18 protein-coding genes are annotated in these 19,292 nt (G+C 67.9%); 17 read left to right on the forward strand and 1 reads right to left on the reverse strand.

Features of this window, described 5'->3' with window-relative positions:
- Positions 1-197: 197 nt before the first annotated feature.
- Entirely contained in the window at positions 198-407 is a 210-nt protein-coding gene (locus tag Psi02_RS09935; RefSeq protein ID WP_203973161.1) for a DUF4229 domain-containing protein, read from the forward strand.
- Here the strand turns inward: Psi02_RS09935 and Psi02_RS09940 are convergent.
- Positions 404-1,636, reverse strand: a complete 1,233-nt coding sequence (locus Psi02_RS09940) for an NHL repeat-containing protein (RefSeq protein WP_203973162.1) — start codon at positions 1,634-1,636, stop codon at positions 404-406. The two genes, Psi02_RS09935 and Psi02_RS09940, sit on opposite strands and share 4 nt — an antisense overlap.
- 101 nt (positions 1,637-1,737) lie before the next feature.
- Between Psi02_RS09940 and Psi02_RS09945 the strand changes: the two genes are divergently transcribed.
- From Psi02_RS09945 to nuoN, 16 genes are all read left to right on the forward strand, one after another.
- On the forward strand, positions 1,738-2,475 hold the full coding sequence (locus tag Psi02_RS09945) for a demethylmenaquinone methyltransferase (protein WP_203973163.1): 738 nt from the start codon (positions 1,738-1,740) through the stop codon (positions 2,473-2,475).
- 129 nt (positions 2,476-2,604) lie between these two features.
- The gene (locus Psi02_RS09950) at positions 2,605-3,876 is read left to right on the forward strand and encodes a geranylgeranyl reductase family protein (protein ID WP_203973164.1); all 1,272 of its coding nucleotides are present in this window, start codon (positions 2,605-2,607) and stop codon (positions 3,874-3,876) included.
- Positions 3,877-4,021: 145 nt separating this feature from the next.
- Entirely contained in the window at positions 4,022-4,381 is a 360-nt protein-coding gene (locus tag Psi02_RS09955; protein ID WP_111699579.1) for an NADH-quinone oxidoreductase subunit A, read from the forward strand.
- Positions 4,382-4,383: 2 nt separating this feature from the next.
- Positions 4,384-4,935, forward strand: coding sequence for a NuoB/complex I 20 kDa subunit family protein (locus tag Psi02_RS09960; RefSeq protein WP_203954644.1), 552 nt, complete (start codon positions 4,384-4,386; stop codon positions 4,933-4,935).
- Positions 4,932-5,618 carry an NADH-quinone oxidoreductase subunit C gene (locus Psi02_RS09965; RefSeq protein WP_203973165.1) on the forward strand — a complete coding sequence of 229 codons (687 nt, stop codon included), beginning with the start codon at positions 4,932-4,934 and terminating at the stop codon, positions 5,616-5,618. Before Psi02_RS09960 ends, Psi02_RS09965 begins: the two co-directional genes overlap by 4 nt.
- 55 nt (positions 5,619-5,673) lie before the next feature.
- Positions 5,674-6,993 (forward strand): NADH-quinone oxidoreductase subunit D, encoded by a 1,320-nt coding sequence (locus Psi02_RS09970; protein WP_203973166.1) that lies wholly within the window; start codon positions 5,674-5,676, stop codon positions 6,991-6,993.
- Positions 6,990-7,670, forward strand: a complete 681-nt coding sequence (gene nuoE, locus Psi02_RS09975; protein WP_203973167.1) for an NADH-quinone oxidoreductase subunit NuoE — start codon at positions 6,990-6,992, stop codon at positions 7,668-7,670. Before Psi02_RS09970 ends, nuoE begins: the two co-directional genes overlap by 4 nt.
- Entirely contained in the window at positions 7,667-8,953 is a 1,287-nt protein-coding gene (gene nuoF / locus Psi02_RS09980; protein WP_203973168.1) for an NADH-quinone oxidoreductase subunit NuoF, read from the forward strand. The genes nuoE and nuoF overlap by 4 nt, the downstream gene beginning before the upstream one ends.
- Entirely contained in the window at positions 8,950-11,370 is a 2,421-nt protein-coding gene (locus Psi02_RS09985; protein ID WP_203973169.1) for an NADH-quinone oxidoreductase subunit G, read from the forward strand. Before nuoF ends, Psi02_RS09985 begins: the two co-directional genes overlap by 4 nt.
- Complete coding sequence (nuoH, locus tag Psi02_RS09990; protein ID WP_203973170.1) at positions 11,367-12,725, forward strand: NADH-quinone oxidoreductase subunit NuoH; 1,359 nt, start codon at positions 11,367-11,369, stop codon at positions 12,723-12,725. The genes Psi02_RS09985 and nuoH overlap by 4 nt, the downstream gene beginning before the upstream one ends.
- Positions 12,712-13,227, forward strand: coding sequence for an NADH-quinone oxidoreductase subunit NuoI (gene nuoI, locus Psi02_RS09995; protein ID WP_203954637.1), 516 nt, complete (start codon positions 12,712-12,714; stop codon positions 13,225-13,227). Before nuoH ends, nuoI begins: the two co-directional genes overlap by 14 nt.
- The gene (locus Psi02_RS10000; RefSeq protein ID WP_203954636.1) at positions 13,220-14,026 is read left to right on the forward strand and encodes an NADH-quinone oxidoreductase subunit J; all 807 of its coding nucleotides are present in this window, start codon (positions 13,220-13,222) and stop codon (positions 14,024-14,026) included. Before nuoI ends, Psi02_RS10000 begins: the two co-directional genes overlap by 8 nt.
- On the forward strand, positions 14,023-14,319 hold the full coding sequence (nuoK, locus tag Psi02_RS10005; protein ID WP_203954635.1) for an NADH-quinone oxidoreductase subunit NuoK: 297 nt from the start codon (positions 14,023-14,025) through the stop codon (positions 14,317-14,319). Before Psi02_RS10000 ends, nuoK begins: the two co-directional genes overlap by 4 nt.
- Positions 14,320-14,385: 66 nt before the next feature.
- Positions 14,386-16,227: an NADH-quinone oxidoreductase subunit L gene (gene nuoL / locus Psi02_RS10010; RefSeq protein WP_203973265.1), complete on the forward strand. Its 1,842-nt coding sequence runs from the start codon at positions 14,386-14,388 to the stop codon at positions 16,225-16,227.
- Positions 16,227-17,732 (forward strand): NADH-quinone oxidoreductase subunit M, encoded by a 1,506-nt coding sequence (locus Psi02_RS10015; RefSeq protein WP_203973171.1) that lies wholly within the window; start codon positions 16,227-16,229, stop codon positions 17,730-17,732. Before nuoL ends, Psi02_RS10015 begins: the two co-directional genes overlap by 1 nt.
- Positions 17,729-19,282, forward strand: coding sequence for an NADH-quinone oxidoreductase subunit NuoN (gene nuoN, locus Psi02_RS10020; protein ID WP_203973172.1), 1,554 nt, complete (start codon positions 17,729-17,731; stop codon positions 19,280-19,282). Before Psi02_RS10015 ends, nuoN begins: the two co-directional genes overlap by 4 nt.
- Positions 19,283-19,292: the final 10 nt, after the last annotated feature.

Below are 19,292 nucleotides of genomic sequence, written 5' to 3' on the forward strand. Positions count from 1 at the left end.
AAGCCTGATTTATCCGTGGTTTTCGTAGAAGATCACGGGTTGTTACCGGCTCAGTGCCCGATTGTTATATGATAGAGCCTCTTTGGGACGCTCATGGGTGTTTCTTTACAAAAGCGCCTTGTTGTGAACACTAGCAGTGCTCGCGCCCGATGCGAAGAGAGACCTACATCTCGGGAAGGTGACGTAACCTCGACGCTGTGCATCCGGTACTCGTTTACACCCTTTCGCGCATCGGCTTGTTCGCCGCCGCCCTCGCCGTCCTGTATCTCGTCGGGCTCCGCACGTACCTGCTGCTCGCCGTGGCTTTTCTGGTCAGCGGCGTCATCAGCTACGTGCTGCTGTCGAAACAGCGTGATGCCCTCAGTGAGCGGATCACCAGGAAACGCGGAGGGGTCGAGGAGAACTAGGTCGTCGGGAACATGCCGATCCGGGCATGGTACTCATGTCCAAGGGTGGTCGTGTCGCTTCCCACCAAAAGACCCTTCTTTACTGTCAGGAACGCCTTTACCCCGATTCCCCTTTCTCGCGTGGGGTTCCAACTTTGCGCCTTGCCGGTCACCGGGTTGATCGCTCCGATGCCCTCCCGGCTGACCGAGCCGGGCCCGGCGGTGTCGGCGCCCCGGGGGTTGTCGAGCCAGCGCTGGTGGCCGCCGACGTACACGGCCGAGCCGCTGACCGCCACCGCGTAGAGGGAGTCGCCTCCGGTCAGGTTCACCCAGGTCGGGCGCACCTGATCGCCTTTGGCGTACGTCTCGAACCGGGCGGCCGAGTCGCACAGTTTCGTGGTGCCGGGGAAGGGGCCACCGGTCGTGACGACCACGAAGTACTGCCCGTCGGGTGAGACGTCCAGCCCGCGGACGTAGGAGGGGAAGTTCGGCTTGCACGCCTGGGCGTACACCTCGGTGTGCCAGTTGGCGACCTTGCCGGTCGTGAGGTCGATCACGCCGAGCTGGGGCCGGCGCAGGCCGTCGAGGGCCGCGAAGGACCCGTCGACCACGAGGCGGTCACGGGTGGCCGCCATGGCGTAGATCCTCGGGCCGCCGGGACCGCCCTCCGGCGTGACGGTGAAGGAGGGGTCGACGGCCCCGGTCTCCACGTCGATCCGGGCCAGGGCCGTACGGAGACTCCACCCGATCTTGATGAAGGCGCCGCCGACGTAGAGCTTCGAACCCTGCCGCACGAGGCTGGAGACGCCGCCGCCGTAGACGGGTGCGTAGAAGGTCTCCACCGGTGAGCCGTCGGCCACCCGCAGCCGGACGAGTGCGGGCTGGGGGCCGCTGAACGAGCCGCCGACGAAGACGCTGCCGTCGGGGCCGGCGGCCAATGAGGTCACGGGCCCGTCGAGATCGGGGGCGAAGCCGCCCGAGACCCGGCCGGAGTCGAGGTCGAAGGCGAAGATGTTGGCCCGGGGGATCTCCTCCGTGCCGCGGGCCTCTTGCACGGCGCTGAAGTCGCCTCCGACGACCACCGTGTTCCCGACGACGGCGAAGGCGTTGACGATGCCGTCGAGCACGTGCGGGGTCGTGTCGACGGGGTTCGCCGACACCACATGGGGCTGCCGCATGCCGGCCTGGGCGGGGACCGCGGACAGGACGACGAGCGCCGCCGCCGCGATCAGTGTGGTTCTGGCGAACATTCCCAAAGTTCTAGCAGACGCAGCGTAATCAATGAACTACGTTCCGCTCACCGCGCAATGGTGGTGAGGGCCCTCCCGGCGCGCCGCCTAGGCTTGCGTGCATGACGCGCGCATCGCTGGACAAGCAGCCGCACGAGGTCGCCGCGATGTTCGATCGCACGGCCCGGCGGTACGACCTGGTCAACGACGTTCTCTCGCTGGGCCAGGACCGCCTGTGGCGTAAGGCGACCGCCGACGCGATCGACGCGGGGCCCGGTGAGCTGGTGCTCGACCTCGCGGCGGGCACCGGCACGTCGACGGACGCCTTCACGATGCTGGGCGCGCGGGCGATCGCCTGCGACTTCTCGCTCGGCATGCTGAGGACCGGGGTCGCCAGGCGCGGCGGTTCCGGCATGTACGGCGGAGGGGTGAGGGGGGTCAGCTTCGTCGCCGGCGACGCCCTGCACCTGCCCTTCGCCAATGACGTGTTCGACGCCGCGACCATCTCCTTCGGGCTGCGGAACGTGGCCGACACGACGCAGGCGCTGCGCGAGATGCTCAGGGTCGTCCGGCCCGGCGGGCGCCTGGTGATCTGTGAGTTCTCCCGGCCGCCGATCAAGTCGTTCGACCTCGTGTACTCGCAGTACCTGATGAAGCTGCTGCCGCCCGTGGCCCGGGCGGTCAGCTCGAATCCGGACTCCTACGAGTACCTGGCGGAGTCGATCCGGGCCTGGCCCGATCAGGCGACGCTGGCGGCCATCATCCAGAAGGCGGGGTGGGAGAGAGTCGCCTGGCGCAACCTTTCCTTCGGCATCGTCGCGCTCCATCGCGCGGTCAAGCCGGACGCCGTCAATCCTTAGCCTCACCCCCTCTGACATTGTCCGGGGGATAAGGGTTAGACTTCGGCGCGACAAGTTTGTGAAGTGGTTCACAAAGGCACGAAGGTCCCAAACCCTCGGACCTTCCTTCCTCTGACAGGACAGGTCCCCGTGAGCGAGCAGGTCCGCGCACAGCGGAGAACAGCGGAAGCCGACGTCATCGTCGTCGGTGCCGGCCCCTCGGGGGCGACGGCCGCCTTCTACCTCGCCAAGGCCGGGTTGGACGTCCTGCTTCTGGAGAAGACCCGGTTCCCCCGCGAGAAGGTGTGCGGCGACGGGCTGACGCCCCGGGCCGTCAAGGAACTCATCGGGATGGGCGTCGACATCGACGGCCCCGGCTGGATCAGGAACAAGGGCCTGCGGGTCGTCGGCGGCGGCATGCGCCTGGAGCTCGACTGGCCGGACCTGCACAGCTTTCCCGACTTCGGGCTCGTCCGCACCCGGATGGACTTCGACCAGATTCTGGCGGAACACGCGCAGAGGAACGGCGTCACCCTCATCCAGGAGGTCAACGTCACCGGGCCGGTGATCGACGAGCGCAGCGGCCACATCGTCGGCGTGACCGCCCGCAAGGACGGCGAGGACGTCACCTACGGGGCCCTGCTGGTGGTCGCCGCCGACGGCAACTCGTCGCGGCTGTCCCTGGCCATGGGCCTGCACAAGCGTGAGGACCGCCCGATGGGCGTCGCCGTGCGGACCTACTACACGAGCCCCCGGCACGACGACGACTACCTCGAGACGTGGCTGGAACTCTGGGACGGCGACCGTCTGCTGCCGGGCTACGGCTGGATCTTCCCCGTCGGCGACGGCACGTCCAACGTGGGGCTCGGCCTGCTGAACACCAGTGCGGCCTTCAAGAACATCGACTACCGCGACCTGCTCAAGCGCTGGGTGAAGGGCATGCCCTCCGAGTGGGGCTACGCCGAAGAGAACATGGTCGGGCAGATCAGGGGCGCGGCCCTGCCGATGGCCTTCAACCGGCAGCCCCACTACACCCGCGGTCTCGTGCTCGTCGGCGACGCCGGCGGTTCGATCAACCCCTTCAACGGCGAGGGCATCGCGTACGCCATGGAGACCGGTCGTACGGCGGCCGACGTGATCGTCCAGGCGCTGTCCCGCACCACTCCGGCCCAGCGTGAGCGTGTGCTGCGGGAATACCCGCGTATCCTCAAAGACGTCTATGGCGGATACTTCACTCTTGGGCGGCTCTTCGTTGAGGCGATCGGCAAGCCCGGGGTGATGAAGTTCGTCACGCGGCACGGGCTTCCACACCCGACCCTGATGAGATTCGCTCTGAAACTCCTCGGTAATCTCACAGATCGTCGGGGCGATGCCTCCGACCGCATCATCAACGCCCTGTCCAAGGTGGCTCCGCCCGCATGAACTCCGTCACAGCAGCACTCTCCGGCGATCTCGTGCCGACTCGTGAGACCGCTGCCACATCCGGTGTTCTCATGCCGGGCCAGGGGCCTGTGCCTGGGCTCGTCGTGACAGTCCCATTCCACCGACCAAGCGAGGACATGTAGCCATGGAGCTGTATGTGCCGATTCTGGTGCTCGCGGTCCTCGCGGCGGGATTCGCCGTGTTCTCCGTGGGTATCGCGCCTTTCACCGGGCCGAAACGCTGGAACCGCGCCAAGCTGGACGCCTATGAGTGCGGCATCGAGCCCACTCCTCAGCCGGTCGGCGGTGGGCGTTTCCCCCTGAAGTACATGATCACGGCGATGCTGTTCATCGTGTTCGACATCGAGATCATCTTCCTTTATCCGTGGGCGGTGGCCTTCGACAGGCTCGGCGTGTTCGGGCTGGTCGAGATGGTGCTGTTCATCGTCACCGTCCTCGTGGCGTACGCCTACGTGTGGCGCCGTCGCGGCCTCGATTGGGATTAGCCATGGGTCTTGAAGAGAAACTTCCGAGCGGGTTCGTCCTGACCACCGTCGAACAGGTGGCGGGCTGGGCCCGGAAGAACTCCGTCTGGCCGGCGACCTTCGGCCTCGCGTGCTGCGCGATCGAGTTGATGGCGACGGGTGGGCCCACGCACGACCTGGCGCGGTTCGGCATGGAGCGCGCCTCGGCGTCGCCCCGCCAGGCCGACCTGATGATCGTGGCCGGCCGGCTGTCGCAGAAGATGGCGCCCGTGCTCCGCCAGATCTATGACCAGATGGCCGAGCCCAAGTGGGTCATCGCGATGGGCGTCTGCGCGTCCAGTGGCGGCATGTTCAACAACTACGCCATCGTGCAGGGCGTGGACCACGTCGTGCCCGTCGACATCTACCTGCCCGGCTGCCCGCCGCGGCCGGAGATGCTGATGGACGCCATCGTGAAGCTGCACGACAAGATTCAGAACATGAAGTTCGGCGCGCACCGGGCCAAGCAGATCGACGAGCTCGAGCTCCAGGCGCTGCGGACGCTGCCGCTGATCGACCAGGGGGCGAACAAGTGAGCACCGACAACCTCCCTGGCGTGCCGGCTGGCGGGGCGGGGGAAGAGCCTCGCCCGGTCGCCCGCACGGGCATGTTCGGCGCCAGCGGCAGCGGAGACACCTCCGGATACGGCCGCCTGGTCGTCCGACGTCCCCCGAAGGTCTTCTCGTCCCGGCCGTACGGGTCGTACTTCGACGAGGTGGCCGACGCGCTGGAGCCCGTCTTCGGTGAAGCGATCGAGCGCGTGGTCGTGGATCGTGACGAGGTCACCTTCCACGTGGCCCGCGAGCGCCTGGTGGAGGTGCTGCGGCATCTCCGCGACGACCCCGCGCTGCGGTTCGAGCTGTCCCTCGGCGTCTCCGGTGTCCACTACCCGGAGGAGACCGGCAGCGAGTTGCACGCGGTCTACCACCTCTGCTCCATCACGCACAACCGGCGGGTCAGGGTCGAAGCCGCCTGCCCCGACGACGACCGGCACATTCCTTCCACCGTTCCGGTCTACCCGACGCACGACTGGCACGAGCGCGAGACGTACGACTTCTTCGGAATCATCTTCGACGGGCACCCGGGGCTGACCAGGATCGAGATGCCGGACGACTGGGAGGGTCACCCCCAGCGCAAGGACTACCCCCTCGGCGGAATCCCGGTCGAATACCGCGGCGCCGAGATCCCCGCGCCGGACCAGAGGAGGTCGTACTCGTGAGGGAGCACATCACTGCCGCCTGTCAGGAGCCGGCGATCGCAGCGAGGAGAGCGTCGTGACGAGCACCACTGAGACCGAAGGCCGGATCTACGACGTCGCCGGTCAGGACTGGGACGAGCTGGTCGAGACCGTCACGGACTCGTCCGAGGAGCGCCTGGTCATCAACATGGGGCCGCAGCACCCCTCGACCCACGGCGTGCTCCGCCTCGTGCTGACGCTCGACGGCGAGACGGTGACCGAGGCCCGCACGGTGATCGGTTACCTGCACACCGGCATCGAGAAGAACATGGAGTTCCGCACGTGGACCCAGGGGGTCACGTTCGTCACTCGCATGGACTACCTGTCGCCGATCTTCAACGAGACGGCGTACTGCATGGGTGTGGAGAAGCTCCTCGGGATCACCGACAGGATCCCGGACCGGGCGCAGGCCATCCGGGTCATGATGATGGAGCTCAACCGGATCTCCTCGCACCTCGTGGCCATCGCCACGTTCGGCCTGGAGTTGGGTGCGACCACGCCGATGCTCTTCGGCTTCCGCGAGCGCGAGATGGTCCTCGACCTGTTTGAGTACATCACCGGCCTCCGCATGAACATGGCCTACGTACGGCCGGGCGGCGTGAGCGTCGACCTGCCCGCGGGCGCGGTGGACAAGATCGGCGAGTTCCTCAAGGTGATGCCGTCGCGGATTAAGGAGATGCGCAAGCTCCTCGACGCCAACCCGGTCTACACCCGCAGGACCAAGGACGTGGCCTACCTCGACCTGACCGGCTGCATGGCGCTCGGGATCACCGGGCCCATGTTGCGGGCGGCGGGCCTGCCCTGGGACATGCGCAAGTCCCAGCCGTACTCGGGCTACGAGACCTACGAGTTCGACGTGCCGACGGAGACCAGCTGCGACGTGTACGGCCGCTATCTCGTCCGCGTGGCCGAGATGGAGGAGTCCCTCAAGATCATCGAGCAGGCGCTCGACCGGCTGCAGGGCCCGTTGAAGAACGGCCCGGTGATGATCGAGGACAAGAAGATCGGCTGGCCCGCGCAGCTCGCGCTCGGCCCGGACGGCTTCGGCAACTCGCCCGACCACATCGCCCACATCATGGGCAGCTCGATGGAGGCTCTGATCCATCACTTCAAGCTGGTGACCGAGGGTTTCCGGGTCCCGGCCGGGCAGGTGTACGCATCGGTCGAGTCGCCCCGCGGCGAGCTCGGCGCGCACGTGGTGAGCGACGGCGGTACGCGCCCCTTCCGGGTGCACTTCCGCGACCCGTCGTTCACGAACCTGCAGGCGGTGCCCGCGACCTGCGAGGGCGGCATGATCGCCGACGTCATCTCGGCTGTCGCCTCGATCGACCCAGTCATGGGAGGTGTGGACCGGTGACTTACGCACCTGAGGTCCGCGAGCGTCTGGAGACGGACGCCAAGGAGATCATCGGCCGCTACCCCAAGCCGCGGTCGGCGCTGCTGCCGCTGCTGCACCTGGTGCAGAGCGAGGACGGCTACGTCTCCGACGACGGTCAGGAGTTCTGCGCGGAGATGCTGGGCCTGTCCAAGGCCGAGGTCGTCGGCGTGGCGACCTTCTACACGATGTACAAGCGCAAGCCGTCCGGCGAGTACAACGTCGGCGTCTGCATCAACGCCCTGTGCGCCGTCATGGGCGGGGACCAGATCTGGTCCGAGCTCAGCGAGCACGCCGGCGTCGGCCACAACGAGACCACCGAGGACGGCAAGATCACGCTGGAGCGGCTGGAGTGCAACGCCGCCTGCGACTTCGCGCCCGTGATGATGGTCAACTGGGAGTTCTTCGACAACCAGACGCCGGACTCGGCCAAGCAGCTCGTCGACGACCTGCGAGCGGGCAAGGAGGTCGTCCCCACCCGCGGGCCGGGACGGCTGTGCTCGTTCAAGGATGCGTCCCGGGTTCTGGCGGGGTTCCCCGACGGTCTGGCCGGTGACGGTCCGGCGGCGTCGGGTCCCTCGCTGGAGGGCCTGAAGATAGCCAAGGCCAACGGCTGGGAGGCGCCCGCCGGCGACGAGGGTTCGGTGAACGACCGATGACACAGCTGACGCCGGTTCTGACGAGGAACTGGGACCTGCCGAACGCCTTCACGGTGGACGGGTACGGCGAGTACGCGGCGGCCAAGAAGGCGCTGAGCACCGACCCGGACGCCATCATCCAGATGGTCAAGGACTCCGGGCTCCGCGGCCGAGGGGGAGCGGGCTTCCCGACCGGCATGAAGTGGGGATTCATCCCGCAGAACGACGGCAAGCCGCACTACCTCGTGGTGAACGCGGACGAGTCGGAGCCCGGGACCTGCAAGGACATCCCGCTGATGATGGCCAACCCGCACTCGCTGGTCGAGGGCGTCATCATCACCGCCTACGCCATCAGGGCCAACTACGCGTTCATCTACGTCCGCGGCGAGGTCCTCCACGTGATCCGCCGCGTCCAGGCCGCGGTCCGCGAGGCGTACGAGAAGGGCTATCTCGGCAGCGACATCTTCGGCTCGGGCTACGACCTCGAAGTGGTGGTCCACAGCGGCGCGGGCGCGTACATCTGCGGCGAGGAGACGGCGCTGCTCGACTCGCTGGAGGGGTACCGCGGCCAGCCGAGGCTCAAGCCGCCGTTCCCCGCGGTCGCCGGCCTGTACGCCTCCCCGACCGTGGTCAACAACGTCGAGTCGATCGCCAGCGTCCCGAGCATCGTGACCAACGGCGCCGACTGGTTCGCCGGGATGGGCACGGAGAAGTCCAAGGGCTTCGGCATCTTCTCGCTGTCCGGCCACGTGACCAGGCCCGGCCAGTACGAGGCGCCGCTCGGCATCACCCTGCGCGAACTGCTCGACATGGCGGGCGGCATCCGCGCGGGTCACGAGCTGAAGTTCTGGACGCCGGGCGGGTCCTCGACGCCGATCTTCACAGCGGAGCACCTCGACGTGCCCCTCGACTTCGAGTCGGTCGGGGCGAAGGGCTCGATGCTCGGCACCCGGGCGTTGCAGATCTTCGACGACACGACGTGCGTGGTCAGGGCCGTGCTGCGCTGGACCGAGTTCTACGCGCACGAGTCGTGCGGCAAGTGCACGCCGTGCCGTGAGGGCACCTTCTGGCTCAAGCAGGTGCTCAAGCGGCTGGAGAAGGGTCAGGGCACCGAGGACGACCTGACCACGATCACCGACATCGCCGACAACATCCTGGGCCGCTCGTTCTGCGCCCTGGGCGACGGCGCGACGAGCCCGATCCACTCGTCGGTGAAGCACTTCCGCGAGGAGTACCTCAAGCACTTCGAGATCGGCGGCTGCCCGTTCGATCCCGCCGCGTCAACTGTGTGGGGTAAGGCATGACAGTACAGACAACCTCGGCGGGGGCGGTCGAGCAGCCGGTCGACCTGGTGACGCTCACCATCGACGGTTTCCAGATCAGCGTGCCGAAGGGGACCCTGATCATCCGGGCGGCGGAACTGCTGGGCATCCAGATCCCGCGGTTCTGCGACCACCCGCTGCTCGAGCCGGCGGCCAACTGCCGCCAGTGCCTGGTGGACATCCCCGACGCGGGCAACGGCCGCGGCTTCCCCAAGCCCCAGCCGTCCTGTGCCATCGAGGTCGCCCAGGGCATGGTCATCCAGACCCAGCTCACCTCTCCGGTCGCGGAGAAGGCGCAGCGGGGCGTGATGGAGATGCTGCTGCTCAACCACCCGCTCGACTGCCCGGTCTGCGACAAGGGCGGCGAGTGCCCCCTGCAGAACCAGGCGATGTCGAGCGGCCAGGGCGAGAGCCGCTTCATCGAGGAGAAGCGCACCTTCGAGAAGCCGATCGCGCTGTCGACCGAGGTCCTGCTCGACCGTGAGCGCTGCATCCAGTGCGCGCGGTGCATCCGGTTCTCCGACCAGATCGCCGGCGACCCGCTGATCGACTTCTTCGACCGCGGGGCCAAGGAGCAGGTGGGCGTCGCCGACGGCGAGCCGTTCGAGTCCTACTTCTCCGGCAACACCGTGCAGATCTGCCCGGTCGGCGCGCTGACCGGCGCCGCCTACCGGTTCCAGTCCCGGCCGTTCGACCTGGTGTCGACGCCGAGCGCCTGCGAGCACTGCGCCTCCGGTTGCGCCCAGCGCACCGACCACCGGCGCGGCAAGGTCACCCGCCGCCTGGCCGGCGACGACCCGCAGGTGAACGAGGAGTGGAACTGCGACAAGGGCCGCTGGGCCTTCCAGTACGCCACCCAGCCCGACCGGCTCAGGACGCCGCTGATCCGCGACGAGTCCGGCAAGCTGGTCCCGGCCTCCTGGCCGGAGGCGCTGAGCGTGGCGGCGGACGGCCTGGCCAGGGCCCGCGGCAAGGCCGGTGTGCTCGTCGGCGGCCGGTTGACGGTCGAGGACGCCTACGCCTACAGCAAGTTCGCCAGGGTCGCCCTGGACACCAACGACATCGACTTCCGGGCCCGCCCGCACTCCGAGGAGGAGGCGAGGTTCCTGGCCCACGTCATCGCGGGCAAGGGCATCGAGGTCTCCTACGCCGACCTGGAGAAGGCCCCGGCCGTGCTCCTCGCGGGGTTCGAGCCCGAGGAGGAGTCGCCCATCGTCTTCCTGCGCCTGCGCAAGGCCGCACGGAAGAACGGCCTCAAGGTCCACGCGCTCGCGCCGTTCGCGTCGCCGGGGCTGGCCAAGATGAACGGGACGCTCATCCGCACGGCTCCCGGCGCCGAGGCCGAGGCGCTCGGCGACCTGGTCGCCTCCGCCGGTGAGCGGCTGCCCGCCGGTTCGATCATCCTCGCCGGTGAGCGGCTGGCCACCTCCCGAGGCGCCTTCTCCGCTCTCGTACGGCTGTCGCAGGCGACCGGCGCGAGGATCGCGTGGGTGCCGAGGCGGGCGGGCGAGCGCGGCGCGCTCGAGGCGGGCGCCCTGCCGGGCCTGCTGCCGATCGGCCGCCCGGTCGACGACGAGACCGCCCGTGGCGAGGTCGCCAGGGCGTGGGACGTCGCGGCCCTGCCGGGCACCCCCGGCCGGGACACCGCCGGGATCGTCGATGCGGCGCTGAACAACGAGATCGACGCACTGGTGGTCGCGGGCGTCGACCCGTACGACCTTCCCGATCCCGCCAAGGCGCTGGCCGCGCTGGAGAACACGCCGTTCATCGTCAGCCTGGAGATCCGGGCCAGCGCCGTCACCGACAGGGCCGACGTGGTCCTGCCGGTCGCCGCCGTGGCCGAGAAGGCCGGGACGTTCGTCGACTGGGAGGGCAGGGGCCGCTCGTTCGGTGTGGCCACGCCCGTCACCGGCGTCATGAGCGATCTGCGGGCCATCGTCTCGATCGCCGACCAGATGGACGTCCACCTGGGCCTGCCGGATGCCGAGGCCGCCCGGCGCGAACTCGCCGCGCTCGGCGCGTGGCGGGGCTCCCGCCCGGCCGCCCCGAGCGTGACCGGCGGTCCGGTCGGGCGCACGGGCGGTGAGCCCGAGGCCGGCCAGGCCGTACTGGCCACCTGGCACCTGCTGCTCGACGAGGGCCGGCTCCAGGACGGCGAGCCGTACCTGGCCGGGACCGCGCGAACGGCGGAGGCGCTGATCTCCGAGTCCACGGCCGCGGAGATCGGGGCGTTCGACGGCGGGAAGATCGTCATCGGTGACGGGGCGATCCTGCCGGTGCGCATCGCGGACCTGCCCGATCGCGTCGTGTGGGTGCCGTCGAACTCGGCCGGCCTGTCCGTGACACGCGACCTGCGTGCCGTGGCGGGCGACGTCGTAACCATCGGGAGCGTCTCGTGAACAACCCCGCGCCCAACTTGAGCGACTTCGGTCACGATCCACTGTGGCTGTCGATCATCAAGGCCCTCTTCATCTTCGTGTTCCTGATGGTGGGCGTGCTGCTCGGCGTGTGGACCGAGCGCAAGCTCATCTCGCGCATGCAGCACCGCTACGGCCCCAACAGGGCGGGCAAGTTCGGCCTGCTCCAGTCGGTGGCCGACGGCCTGAAGATGGGCCTGAAGGAAGACCTCATGCCACGCACCGTGGACAAGGTCATCTACTTCCTGGCCCCGGTCATCATCGCCGTCCCGGCGTTCCTGGCCTTCTCGGTCGTGCCGTTCGGGCCGATGGTCTCGATCTTCGGCGTCCGGACCCCCCTGCAGCTCACCGACCTGCCGGTCGCGGTGCTGCTGGTGCTGGCCACGGCCTCGATCGGCGTCTACGGCATCGTCCTCGCCGGCTGGGGGTCGCGCTCGCCGTACGCCATCCTGGGCGGTCTGCGCTCCAGCGCCCAGGTGGTCTCCTACGAGATCGCGATGGGCCTGTCGTTCGTCGCGGTGTTCCTGCAGGCGGGCACGCTGTCCACCTCGGAGATCGTCGCGAAGCAGGCGGGCGGCGGGACCTGGGACATCCTCGGGATGCACATCCCGACGCCGTCCTGGTACGTCTTCTCGCTGCTCCCGTCGTTCCTGATCTACGCGATCACGATGCTGGGCGAGACCAACCGCGTGCCGTTCGACCTCCCCGAGGGTGAGGGCGAACTGGTCGGCGGCTTCCACACCGAGTACTCCTCGTCGCTGAAGTTCGCCATGTTCATGCTCGCCGAGTACGTGAACGTGTTCACGGTCTCCGCGATCGCGATCACGCTGTTCCTCGGCGGCTGGCACGCGCCGTGGCCCATCTCGATCTGGGACGGGGCCAACACCGGCTGGTGGCCGATGCTCTGGTTCTTCGGCAAGCTCGTGCTGGCCTTCTGCTTCTTCGTCTGGGTGCGCGCGTCACTGCCCCGCGTCCGGTACGACCAGCTGATGGCCTTCGGCTGGAAGGTGCTCATCCCGCTCAACCTCGCCTGGATCCTGCTCGCCGCCACGTTCAGGGCGCTGCGTCTTCCCGAGGTCGACCGCGGGGGCATCCTGGCTCTGGGCGCGGTGATCGTCATCGGGGCGTTCGCCATATGGCTACGCTTCGACACGACGAACCAGCGGCGCAGAGAGCGCAAGGCCGCTGAGGTCGAGGAGGAGTTCGAGCAGCTTCGCGAGGAGCCGACGGCCGGAGGATTCCCCGTGCCGCCACTCGACCTGCCGCACTACCACGGAGTCGTGCCGGCGGCGCGCCTTCACCACGAGGCCAAGGAGGTGACCAGTGGGAGCAACTGATTGGCTGAACCCGATCAAGGGATTCGGCGTCACCTTCCACCACATGTTCAAGAAGCCGGTGACCGTCAACTATCCGGAGGAGAAGCGGCCCACCGCGCCGCGTTTCCACGGGCGGCACCAGCTGAACCGGTGGCCGGACGGTCTGGAGAAGTGCGTCGGCTGCGAGTTGTGCGCGTGGGCCTGTCCCGCGGACGCCATCTTTGTCGAGGGCGCGGACAACACCGACGCGGAGCGGTTCTCGCCCGGCGAGCGGTACGGCCGCACCTACCAGATCAACTATCTGCGATGCATCTTGTGCGGCCTCTGCATCGAGGCGTGCCCCACCCGGGCGCTCACGATGACCAACGAGTACGAACTGGCCGACTCGAGCCGCGAATCGCTGATCTTCACCAAGGAGATGCTCCTCGCTCCGCTGGGGCCGGGAATGGAGCAGCCGCCCCACCCGATGCGCCTCGGTGAGACCGAGGAGGACTACTACCGGTTGGGTCGTAGCAATGGGTGAATCCATCACGTTCTGGGTGCTGGCGGTCGTCTCGGTGATCGCCGCGCTCGGGCTCGTCTTCAGCCGAAGGGCCGTCTACTCGGCCCTGATGCTCGGCGTCGTCATGTTCTCGCTCGCGGTGCTGTACGCGGTGCAGGACGCTCCGTTCCTGGCCGCGGTGCAGATCATCGTCTACACCGGCGCGGTCATGATGTTGTTCCTGTTCGTGCTCATGCTCGTGGGTGTGGACTCGTCGGACTCGCTGGTCGAGACGATCAGGGGGCAGCGGTTCTGGGCCGTCCTGGCCGGGCTGGCCTTCGCCGCCCTGCTCGGGCTCGGCATCGGGAACGCGGTCCTGTCGCCTCCCAAGGGCCTGGCCGCCGCCAACCGGGCGGGCAACGTGCCGTCCCTGGCCGAGCTGATCTTCACGCGGCACGTGTTCGCGTTCGAGGTGACCTCGGCGCTGCTGATCACCGCCGCGCTCGGCGCGATGGTGCTGGCGCACCGGGAGCGCGCGGAGCCCAAGCAGACGCAGAAGGACCTTTCGCGGGCCCGCTTCGTCCGCTTCGGCCAGCTGGGTCGGAACCCCGGCCCGCTGCCCGGGCCTGGCACCTACGCCCGGCACAACGCCATCGACATGCCGGCGCTGCTGCCTGACGGCTCGGTGTCGCCGCTGTCGGTCAACCGCGTCGTCGCCCGGTACGAGGCCGCGGAGGGCACGCTGCCTCCCGAGGTCGAGCGGATCCTCCAGGAGGAGGCCCTGAGCGAGCGGGCCAACGGGCACGTGGCCCGGCCGCTCGGTGAGGAGGACGGCAAGTGACAACCCATTACCTGGTGCTCTCCGCGCTGCTGTTCGCGATCGGCGGCGTCGGCGTGCTCGTACGGCGCAACGCCATCGTCGTGTTCATGTGCGTCGAGCTCATGCTCAACGCCTGCAACCTGGCGTTCGTCACCTTCGCCCGGCAGAACGGCAACCTCGACGGCCAGATCATCGCGTTCTTCGTGATGATCGTCGCCGCCGCGGAGGTCGTGATCGGCCTGGCCATCATTGTGACGATCTTCCGAACCCGCAGGTCCGCGTCCGTCGACGACGCCAGCCTGCTGAAGTACTAAGAGGTGGCCGTGGAACCCGCTGAGATCATCCAGCACTCCGGTGGAGTGATCGGGGCCTCCTGGCTGATGATCGCTCTGCCCCTGTTGGGAGCGGCCGTTCTCCTGCTGGGCGGGCGGAAGACCGACAAGTTCGGTCATCTGCTCGGCGTAGCCATGGCCGTCGCGTCGTTCGTCGTGGCGGCACTGGCCTTCATCCAGCTGCTGGGCTTCGCGCCCGGCGAGCGCCGCAGGGGAGTCGAGCTCTACGACCTCATCCCCGGCATCGCCAAGGTGGGACTGCTGGTCGACCCTCTGTCGATCTCGTTCTGCCTGCTGATCACGTTCGTCGGATCGTTGATCCACATCTACTCGATCGGCTACATGGCCCACGATCCGGCGCGGCGGAGGTTCTTCGCCTACCTGAACCTGTTCGTGGCGGCGATGCTCGTGCTCGTGCTGGCCGACAACTACCTCGGCCTGTACGTCGGGTGGGAGGGCGTGGGCCTCGCGTCGTACCTGCTCATCGGGTTCTGGCAGCACAAGCCCACGGCGGCGACGGCGGCCAAGAAGGCCTTCATCGTCAACCGCGTCGGCGACTTCGGCCTGTCGATCGGCATCTTCACGATCTTCGCGACCTTCCACTCCCTGTCGTACCAGGGCGTGGCCGAGGGAATGGCGAAGGGCGGGTCGATCCCGGCCACGGCCATCGGCCTCCTGCTCCTGCTCGGCGCCTGCGGCAAGTCGGCTCAGCTCCCGCTGCAGTCCTGGCTTCTGGACGCGATGGAGGGCCCGACCCCGGTCTCGGCCCTCATCCACGCGGCCACGATGGTCACCGCCGGCGTCTACCTGGTGGTCCGGTCCGGCCCGATCTTCCAGGCCACCGACACCGCGCAACTCGTCGTCACGATCGTCGGCGTGGCCACGCTCCTCGCCGGTGCGATCATCGGTACCGCCAAGGACGACATCAAGAAGGCCCTCGCCGGCTCGACGATGTCGCAGATCGGCTACATGATGCTCGCCGCGGGCATCGGCCCGGCGGGCTACGCCTTCGCGATCGCCCACCTGATCACGCACGGCTTCTTCAAGGCCGACATGTTCCTCGGCGCCGGATCGGTCATGCACGGCATGAACGACGAGGTGAACATGAGGAAGTACGGCGGCCTGAGAAAGGTCATGCCGATCACCTTCGTGACGTTCTTCATCGGCTACCTGGCGATCATCGGGTTCCCGCTGCTGTCCGGCTACTTCACCAAGGACGGCATCATCGAGACCGCGATGGAGCACAACGCGATCCTGGGCTGGCTCGCCGTCCTGGGTGCGGGCATCACCGGCTTCTACATGTCGCGCCTGGTCTTCATGACCTTCTTCGGCAAGAAGCGCTGGGAGGCCGACGCCCACCCGCACGAGTCGCCGGCCGTCATGACGTGGCCGCTGATCATCTTGTCGATCGGCGCGATCGTCCTGGGTGCGTTCCTGATCCTGGGCAACCGATTCATGCTCTTCCTGTCGCCCGCGGTCGGACGGCCGGAGGAACTGCCCTCGTTCCACCCGTTCAGCACGACCGGGCTGGCCACGCTCGCGCTGGTCGCCGTCGGCGTGGTGTTCGCCTGGTACAGGTACGGCTCCGCCGAGGTGCCCGGAGTGGCCCCTCGCGGCTCGTTCCTCACCGCGTTCGCCCGTCGTGACCTGTACGGCGACGCGCTCAACGAGGCGCTGCTCATGCGGCCGGGTCAGTGGCTCACCCGCCTGGCGGTCTACTTCGACAACCGTGGGGTCGACGGGCTGGTCAACAGCCTGGCCGCCCTCATCGGCGGCTCGTCCGGCCGGTTGCGCAGGATCCAGACCGGTTACGTCCGGTCGTACGCGTTGTCGATATTCGTTGGTGCCGCCGTCCTGGTCGGCGCCTGGTTCGTCGTAGGGAACCTGTGATGCCCTGGCTCTCAATCCTGATGGGCGTGTCCGTGCTGGGCGCGCTGGGCGTGACTCTTGTCCGCAACGACAAGCTCGCCAAGCAGTTCACGCTCGGGGTGTCGCTCATCGTGCTGGCTCTCGCCATCGCGATGGCCGTCCAGTTCAGCCCGAACGGCGACAAGTTCCAGTTCACCGAGAAGTACGACTGGATCCCCGCTCTCGGGGTGCACTACGCGGTGGGGGTCGACGGCATCGCCCTGGTGCTGATCCTGCTCTCGGTCGTGCTGGTGCCGATCGTGGTGCTGGCCTCCTGGCATGACGCCGAGGCCGGCAAGCGGTCGGTCCGGACGTACTTCTCGTTGATGCTCGTGCTCGAGGCCATGATGATCGGCGTCTTCGCGGCAACCGACGTCTTCCTCTTCTACGTCTTCTTCGAAGCCATGCTGATCCCGATGTACTTCATGATCGGGTCGTACGGCGGCGCCCAGCGGTCCTACGCGGCCGTGAAGTTCCTGCTGTACTCGCTGTTCGGCGGCCTCCTGATGCTGGTCGCGGTGATCGCGCTCTACACGATCGCCGGGAAGGGCACGTTCATGTTCCCCGACCTCGTCGGGACCATCCAGGACGTGAACACGCAGAAGTGGCTGTTCCTCGGGTTCTTCATCGCCTTCGCGATCAAGGCGCCGCTCTGGCCGTTCCACACCTGGCTGCCCGACGCGGCGGCCCAGGCACCGGCCGGCGCCGCGGTGCTGCTGGTCGGCGTGCTGGACAAGGTCGGCACGTACGGCATGTTGCGCTTCTGCCTCGAACTGTTCCCGGACGCGTCGAAGTTCTTCACGCCGATGGTGATCACACTGTCGGTGATCGGCATCGTCTACGGCGCGATCGTGGCGATCGGGCAGACCGACATGAAGCGGCTCATCGCCTACACGTCGGTCTCGCACTTCGGCTTCATCGCGCTGGGCGTGTTCGCCATGACGACGAACGCGGGCGCGGGGGCGACCCTCTACATGGTCAACCACGGCTTCTCGACCGGCGCGCTCTTCCTGATCGCCGGCTTCCTGATCCAGCGCCGGGGCTCCCAGTTCATCGCCGACTACGGAGGCGTGCAGAAGGTCGCGCCGGTGCTCGCGGGGACGTTCCTCGTGGCGGGGCTGTCCAGCCTGTCGCTGCCCGGCCTCAGCACCTTCGTGAGCGAGTTCATGGTGCTGGTCGGCACGTACGAGAAGTATCTCGTGCCCGCCGCCATCGCCACGACCGGCGTCATCCTGGCCGCGATCTACATCCTGTGGATGTACCAGCGGACGATGAACGGCCCGACCGCCGAGTCCGTCAAGCATCTGCCTGACCTCAACGCGCGCGAGAAGTGGGTCGTCGCGCCCCTCATCGCGTTGCTCCTGGTGTTCGGGTTCTATCCCAAGCCCCTGCTCGACGTGATCCATCCTGCGGTCAAGAACACCCTGTCCAGTGTTCCGGCGACCGATCCGGCCCCTGCCGTACAAGTTGCCAAGGAGGCTCAGTGAACGGCACCATCCAAGCGCCGACTCTTGAGTACGCCCAGCTCGCACCGATGCTGGTCGTCTTCGGCGCGGCGATCGTGGGCGTGCTCGTGGAGGCGTTCGCCCCGCGTTATCTGCGCTCGGCGATCCACGTGCCGATCACCCTGCTGTCGCTGGCCGGCGCGTTCGCGCTGACCATCTGGCAAGTGGTCAAGGGCGTCCCGACCAAGCCCGCGGCCATGGGCGCGGTCGCCGTGGACGGGCCGTCGTTGTTCATCTGGGGCACCATTTTGGTGCTCGCCTTCGTGAGCGTTCTGCTGATCAACGACGAGGACCACTTCGTCGCCGCGGCCGCGGCCGTGCCGGGATCGGCGGAGGAGGAGCAGGCCCTGCACGAGGGGGCCGGCCACACCGAGGTCTACCCGCTGGCGCTCTTCGCGGTCGGCGGAATGTTGCTCTTCCCGGCGTCCAACGACCTGCTGGTCATGTTCGTGGCCCTGGAGGTCATGTCCCTGCCGCTGTACCTGCTGTGCGGGCTGGCGCGTCGTCGCCGCCTGCTCTCGCAGGAGGCCGCGGTCAAGTACTTCCTGCTCGGCGCGTTCTCGTCCGCCTTCTTCCTGTACGGCACGGCCCTGCTGTACGGGTACGCCGGGTCGATCGACCTCGCGAAGATCAGCGCTGCTCTGGGCGTGGTCGGCGGGCAGGAGACGCTGCTCTACATCGGCGTCGCCATGCTGGGCGTCGGCCTGCTCTTCAAGATCGGCGCTGCGCCGTTCCAGGCCTGGAAGCCGGACGTCTACCAGGGCGCGCCGACTCCCATCACGGCGCTGATGGCGTCGGGCACCCTGGTCGCCGCCTTCGGCGCGCTGCTGCGGGTGTTCTGGGTCGCCCTGGGCGGGCTCGACTGGAACTGGAGCCCGGTCCTGTGGGCTGTGGCGATTCTCACAATGGTCGTGGGCGCCATCCTCGCGATCACGCAGACCGACATCAAGCGGATGCTGGCCTACTCGTCGATCGCTCACGGTGGATTCCTGCTGGTCGGCGTGGTCGCGACCGGTGCGGCGGCCGGGCAGAACTCCAAGGCCCTGTCGGCGATCCTCTTCTACCTCGTGGCGTACGGCTTCACGACTGTGGGCGCCTTCGCGGTGGTCACCATGGTCCGTGACGCCGGTGGCGAGGCCTGGCACCTGTCCCGCTGGGCGGGTCTCGGCAAGCGGTCGCCGTTGCTCGCGGGCATCTTCGCCTTCTTCCTGCTCGCCTTCGCCGGAATTCCGCTGACCAGCGGTTTCTTCGGGAAGTACGCCGTCTTCCAGGCGGCCGTGGCGGGAGGCGCGACACCTCTGGTGATCGTCGGCGTGGTGGCGTCCGCGGTGGCGGCGTTCTTCTACGTCCGTGTCATCGTGCTCATGTTCTTCAGCGACCCCGCCGCTGATGGCCCGTCGGTCGTCCTGCCGTCGCGGGGGACCGCGGCTGTGGTCGGCGTGGCGGTATTGGCTACCGTATTCCTGGGGGTCTTCCCGCAGCCTGTGCTCCACCTGGCGCAGAACGCTGCTCAGTCGTTGTTCATCCGTTAGGAGCCTTGTT

The sequence above is a fragment of the Planotetraspora silvatica genome (assembly GCF_016863315.1).
Lineage (GTDB): Bacteria > Actinomycetota > Actinomycetes > Streptosporangiales > Streptosporangiaceae > Planotetraspora > Planotetraspora silvatica.

Coding starts and splice junctions, on each gene's coding strand:
- nuoF (WP_203973168.1), top strand. CDS start 7,667: ATGACACAGCTGACGCCGGTTCTGACGAGGAACTGGGACCTGCCGAAC.
- Psi02_RS09945 (WP_203973163.1), top strand. CDS start 1,738: ATGACGCGCGCATCGCTGGACAAGCAGCCGCACGAGGTCGCCGCGATG.
- Psi02_RS09940 (WP_203973162.1), bottom strand. CDS start 1,636: ATGTTCGCCAGAACCACACTGATCGCGGCGGCGGCGCTCGTCGTCCTG.
- Psi02_RS09955 (WP_111699579.1), top strand. CDS start 4,022: ATGGAGCTGTATGTGCCGATTCTGGTGCTCGCGGTCCTCGCGGCGGGA.
- Psi02_RS09985 (WP_203973169.1), top strand. CDS start 8,950: ATGACAGTACAGACAACCTCGGCGGGGGCGGTCGAGCAGCCGGTCGAC.
- Psi02_RS09960 (WP_203954644.1), top strand. CDS start 4,384: ATGGGTCTTGAAGAGAAACTTCCGAGCGGGTTCGTCCTGACCACCGTC.
- Psi02_RS10000 (WP_203954636.1), top strand. CDS start 13,220: ATGGGTGAATCCATCACGTTCTGGGTGCTGGCGGTCGTCTCGGTGATC.
- nuoL (WP_203973265.1), top strand. CDS start 14,386: ATGATCGCTCTGCCCCTGTTGGGAGCGGCCGTTCTCCTGCTGGGCGGG.
- Psi02_RS10015 (WP_203973171.1), top strand. CDS start 16,227: ATGCCCTGGCTCTCAATCCTGATGGGCGTGTCCGTGCTGGGCGCGCTG.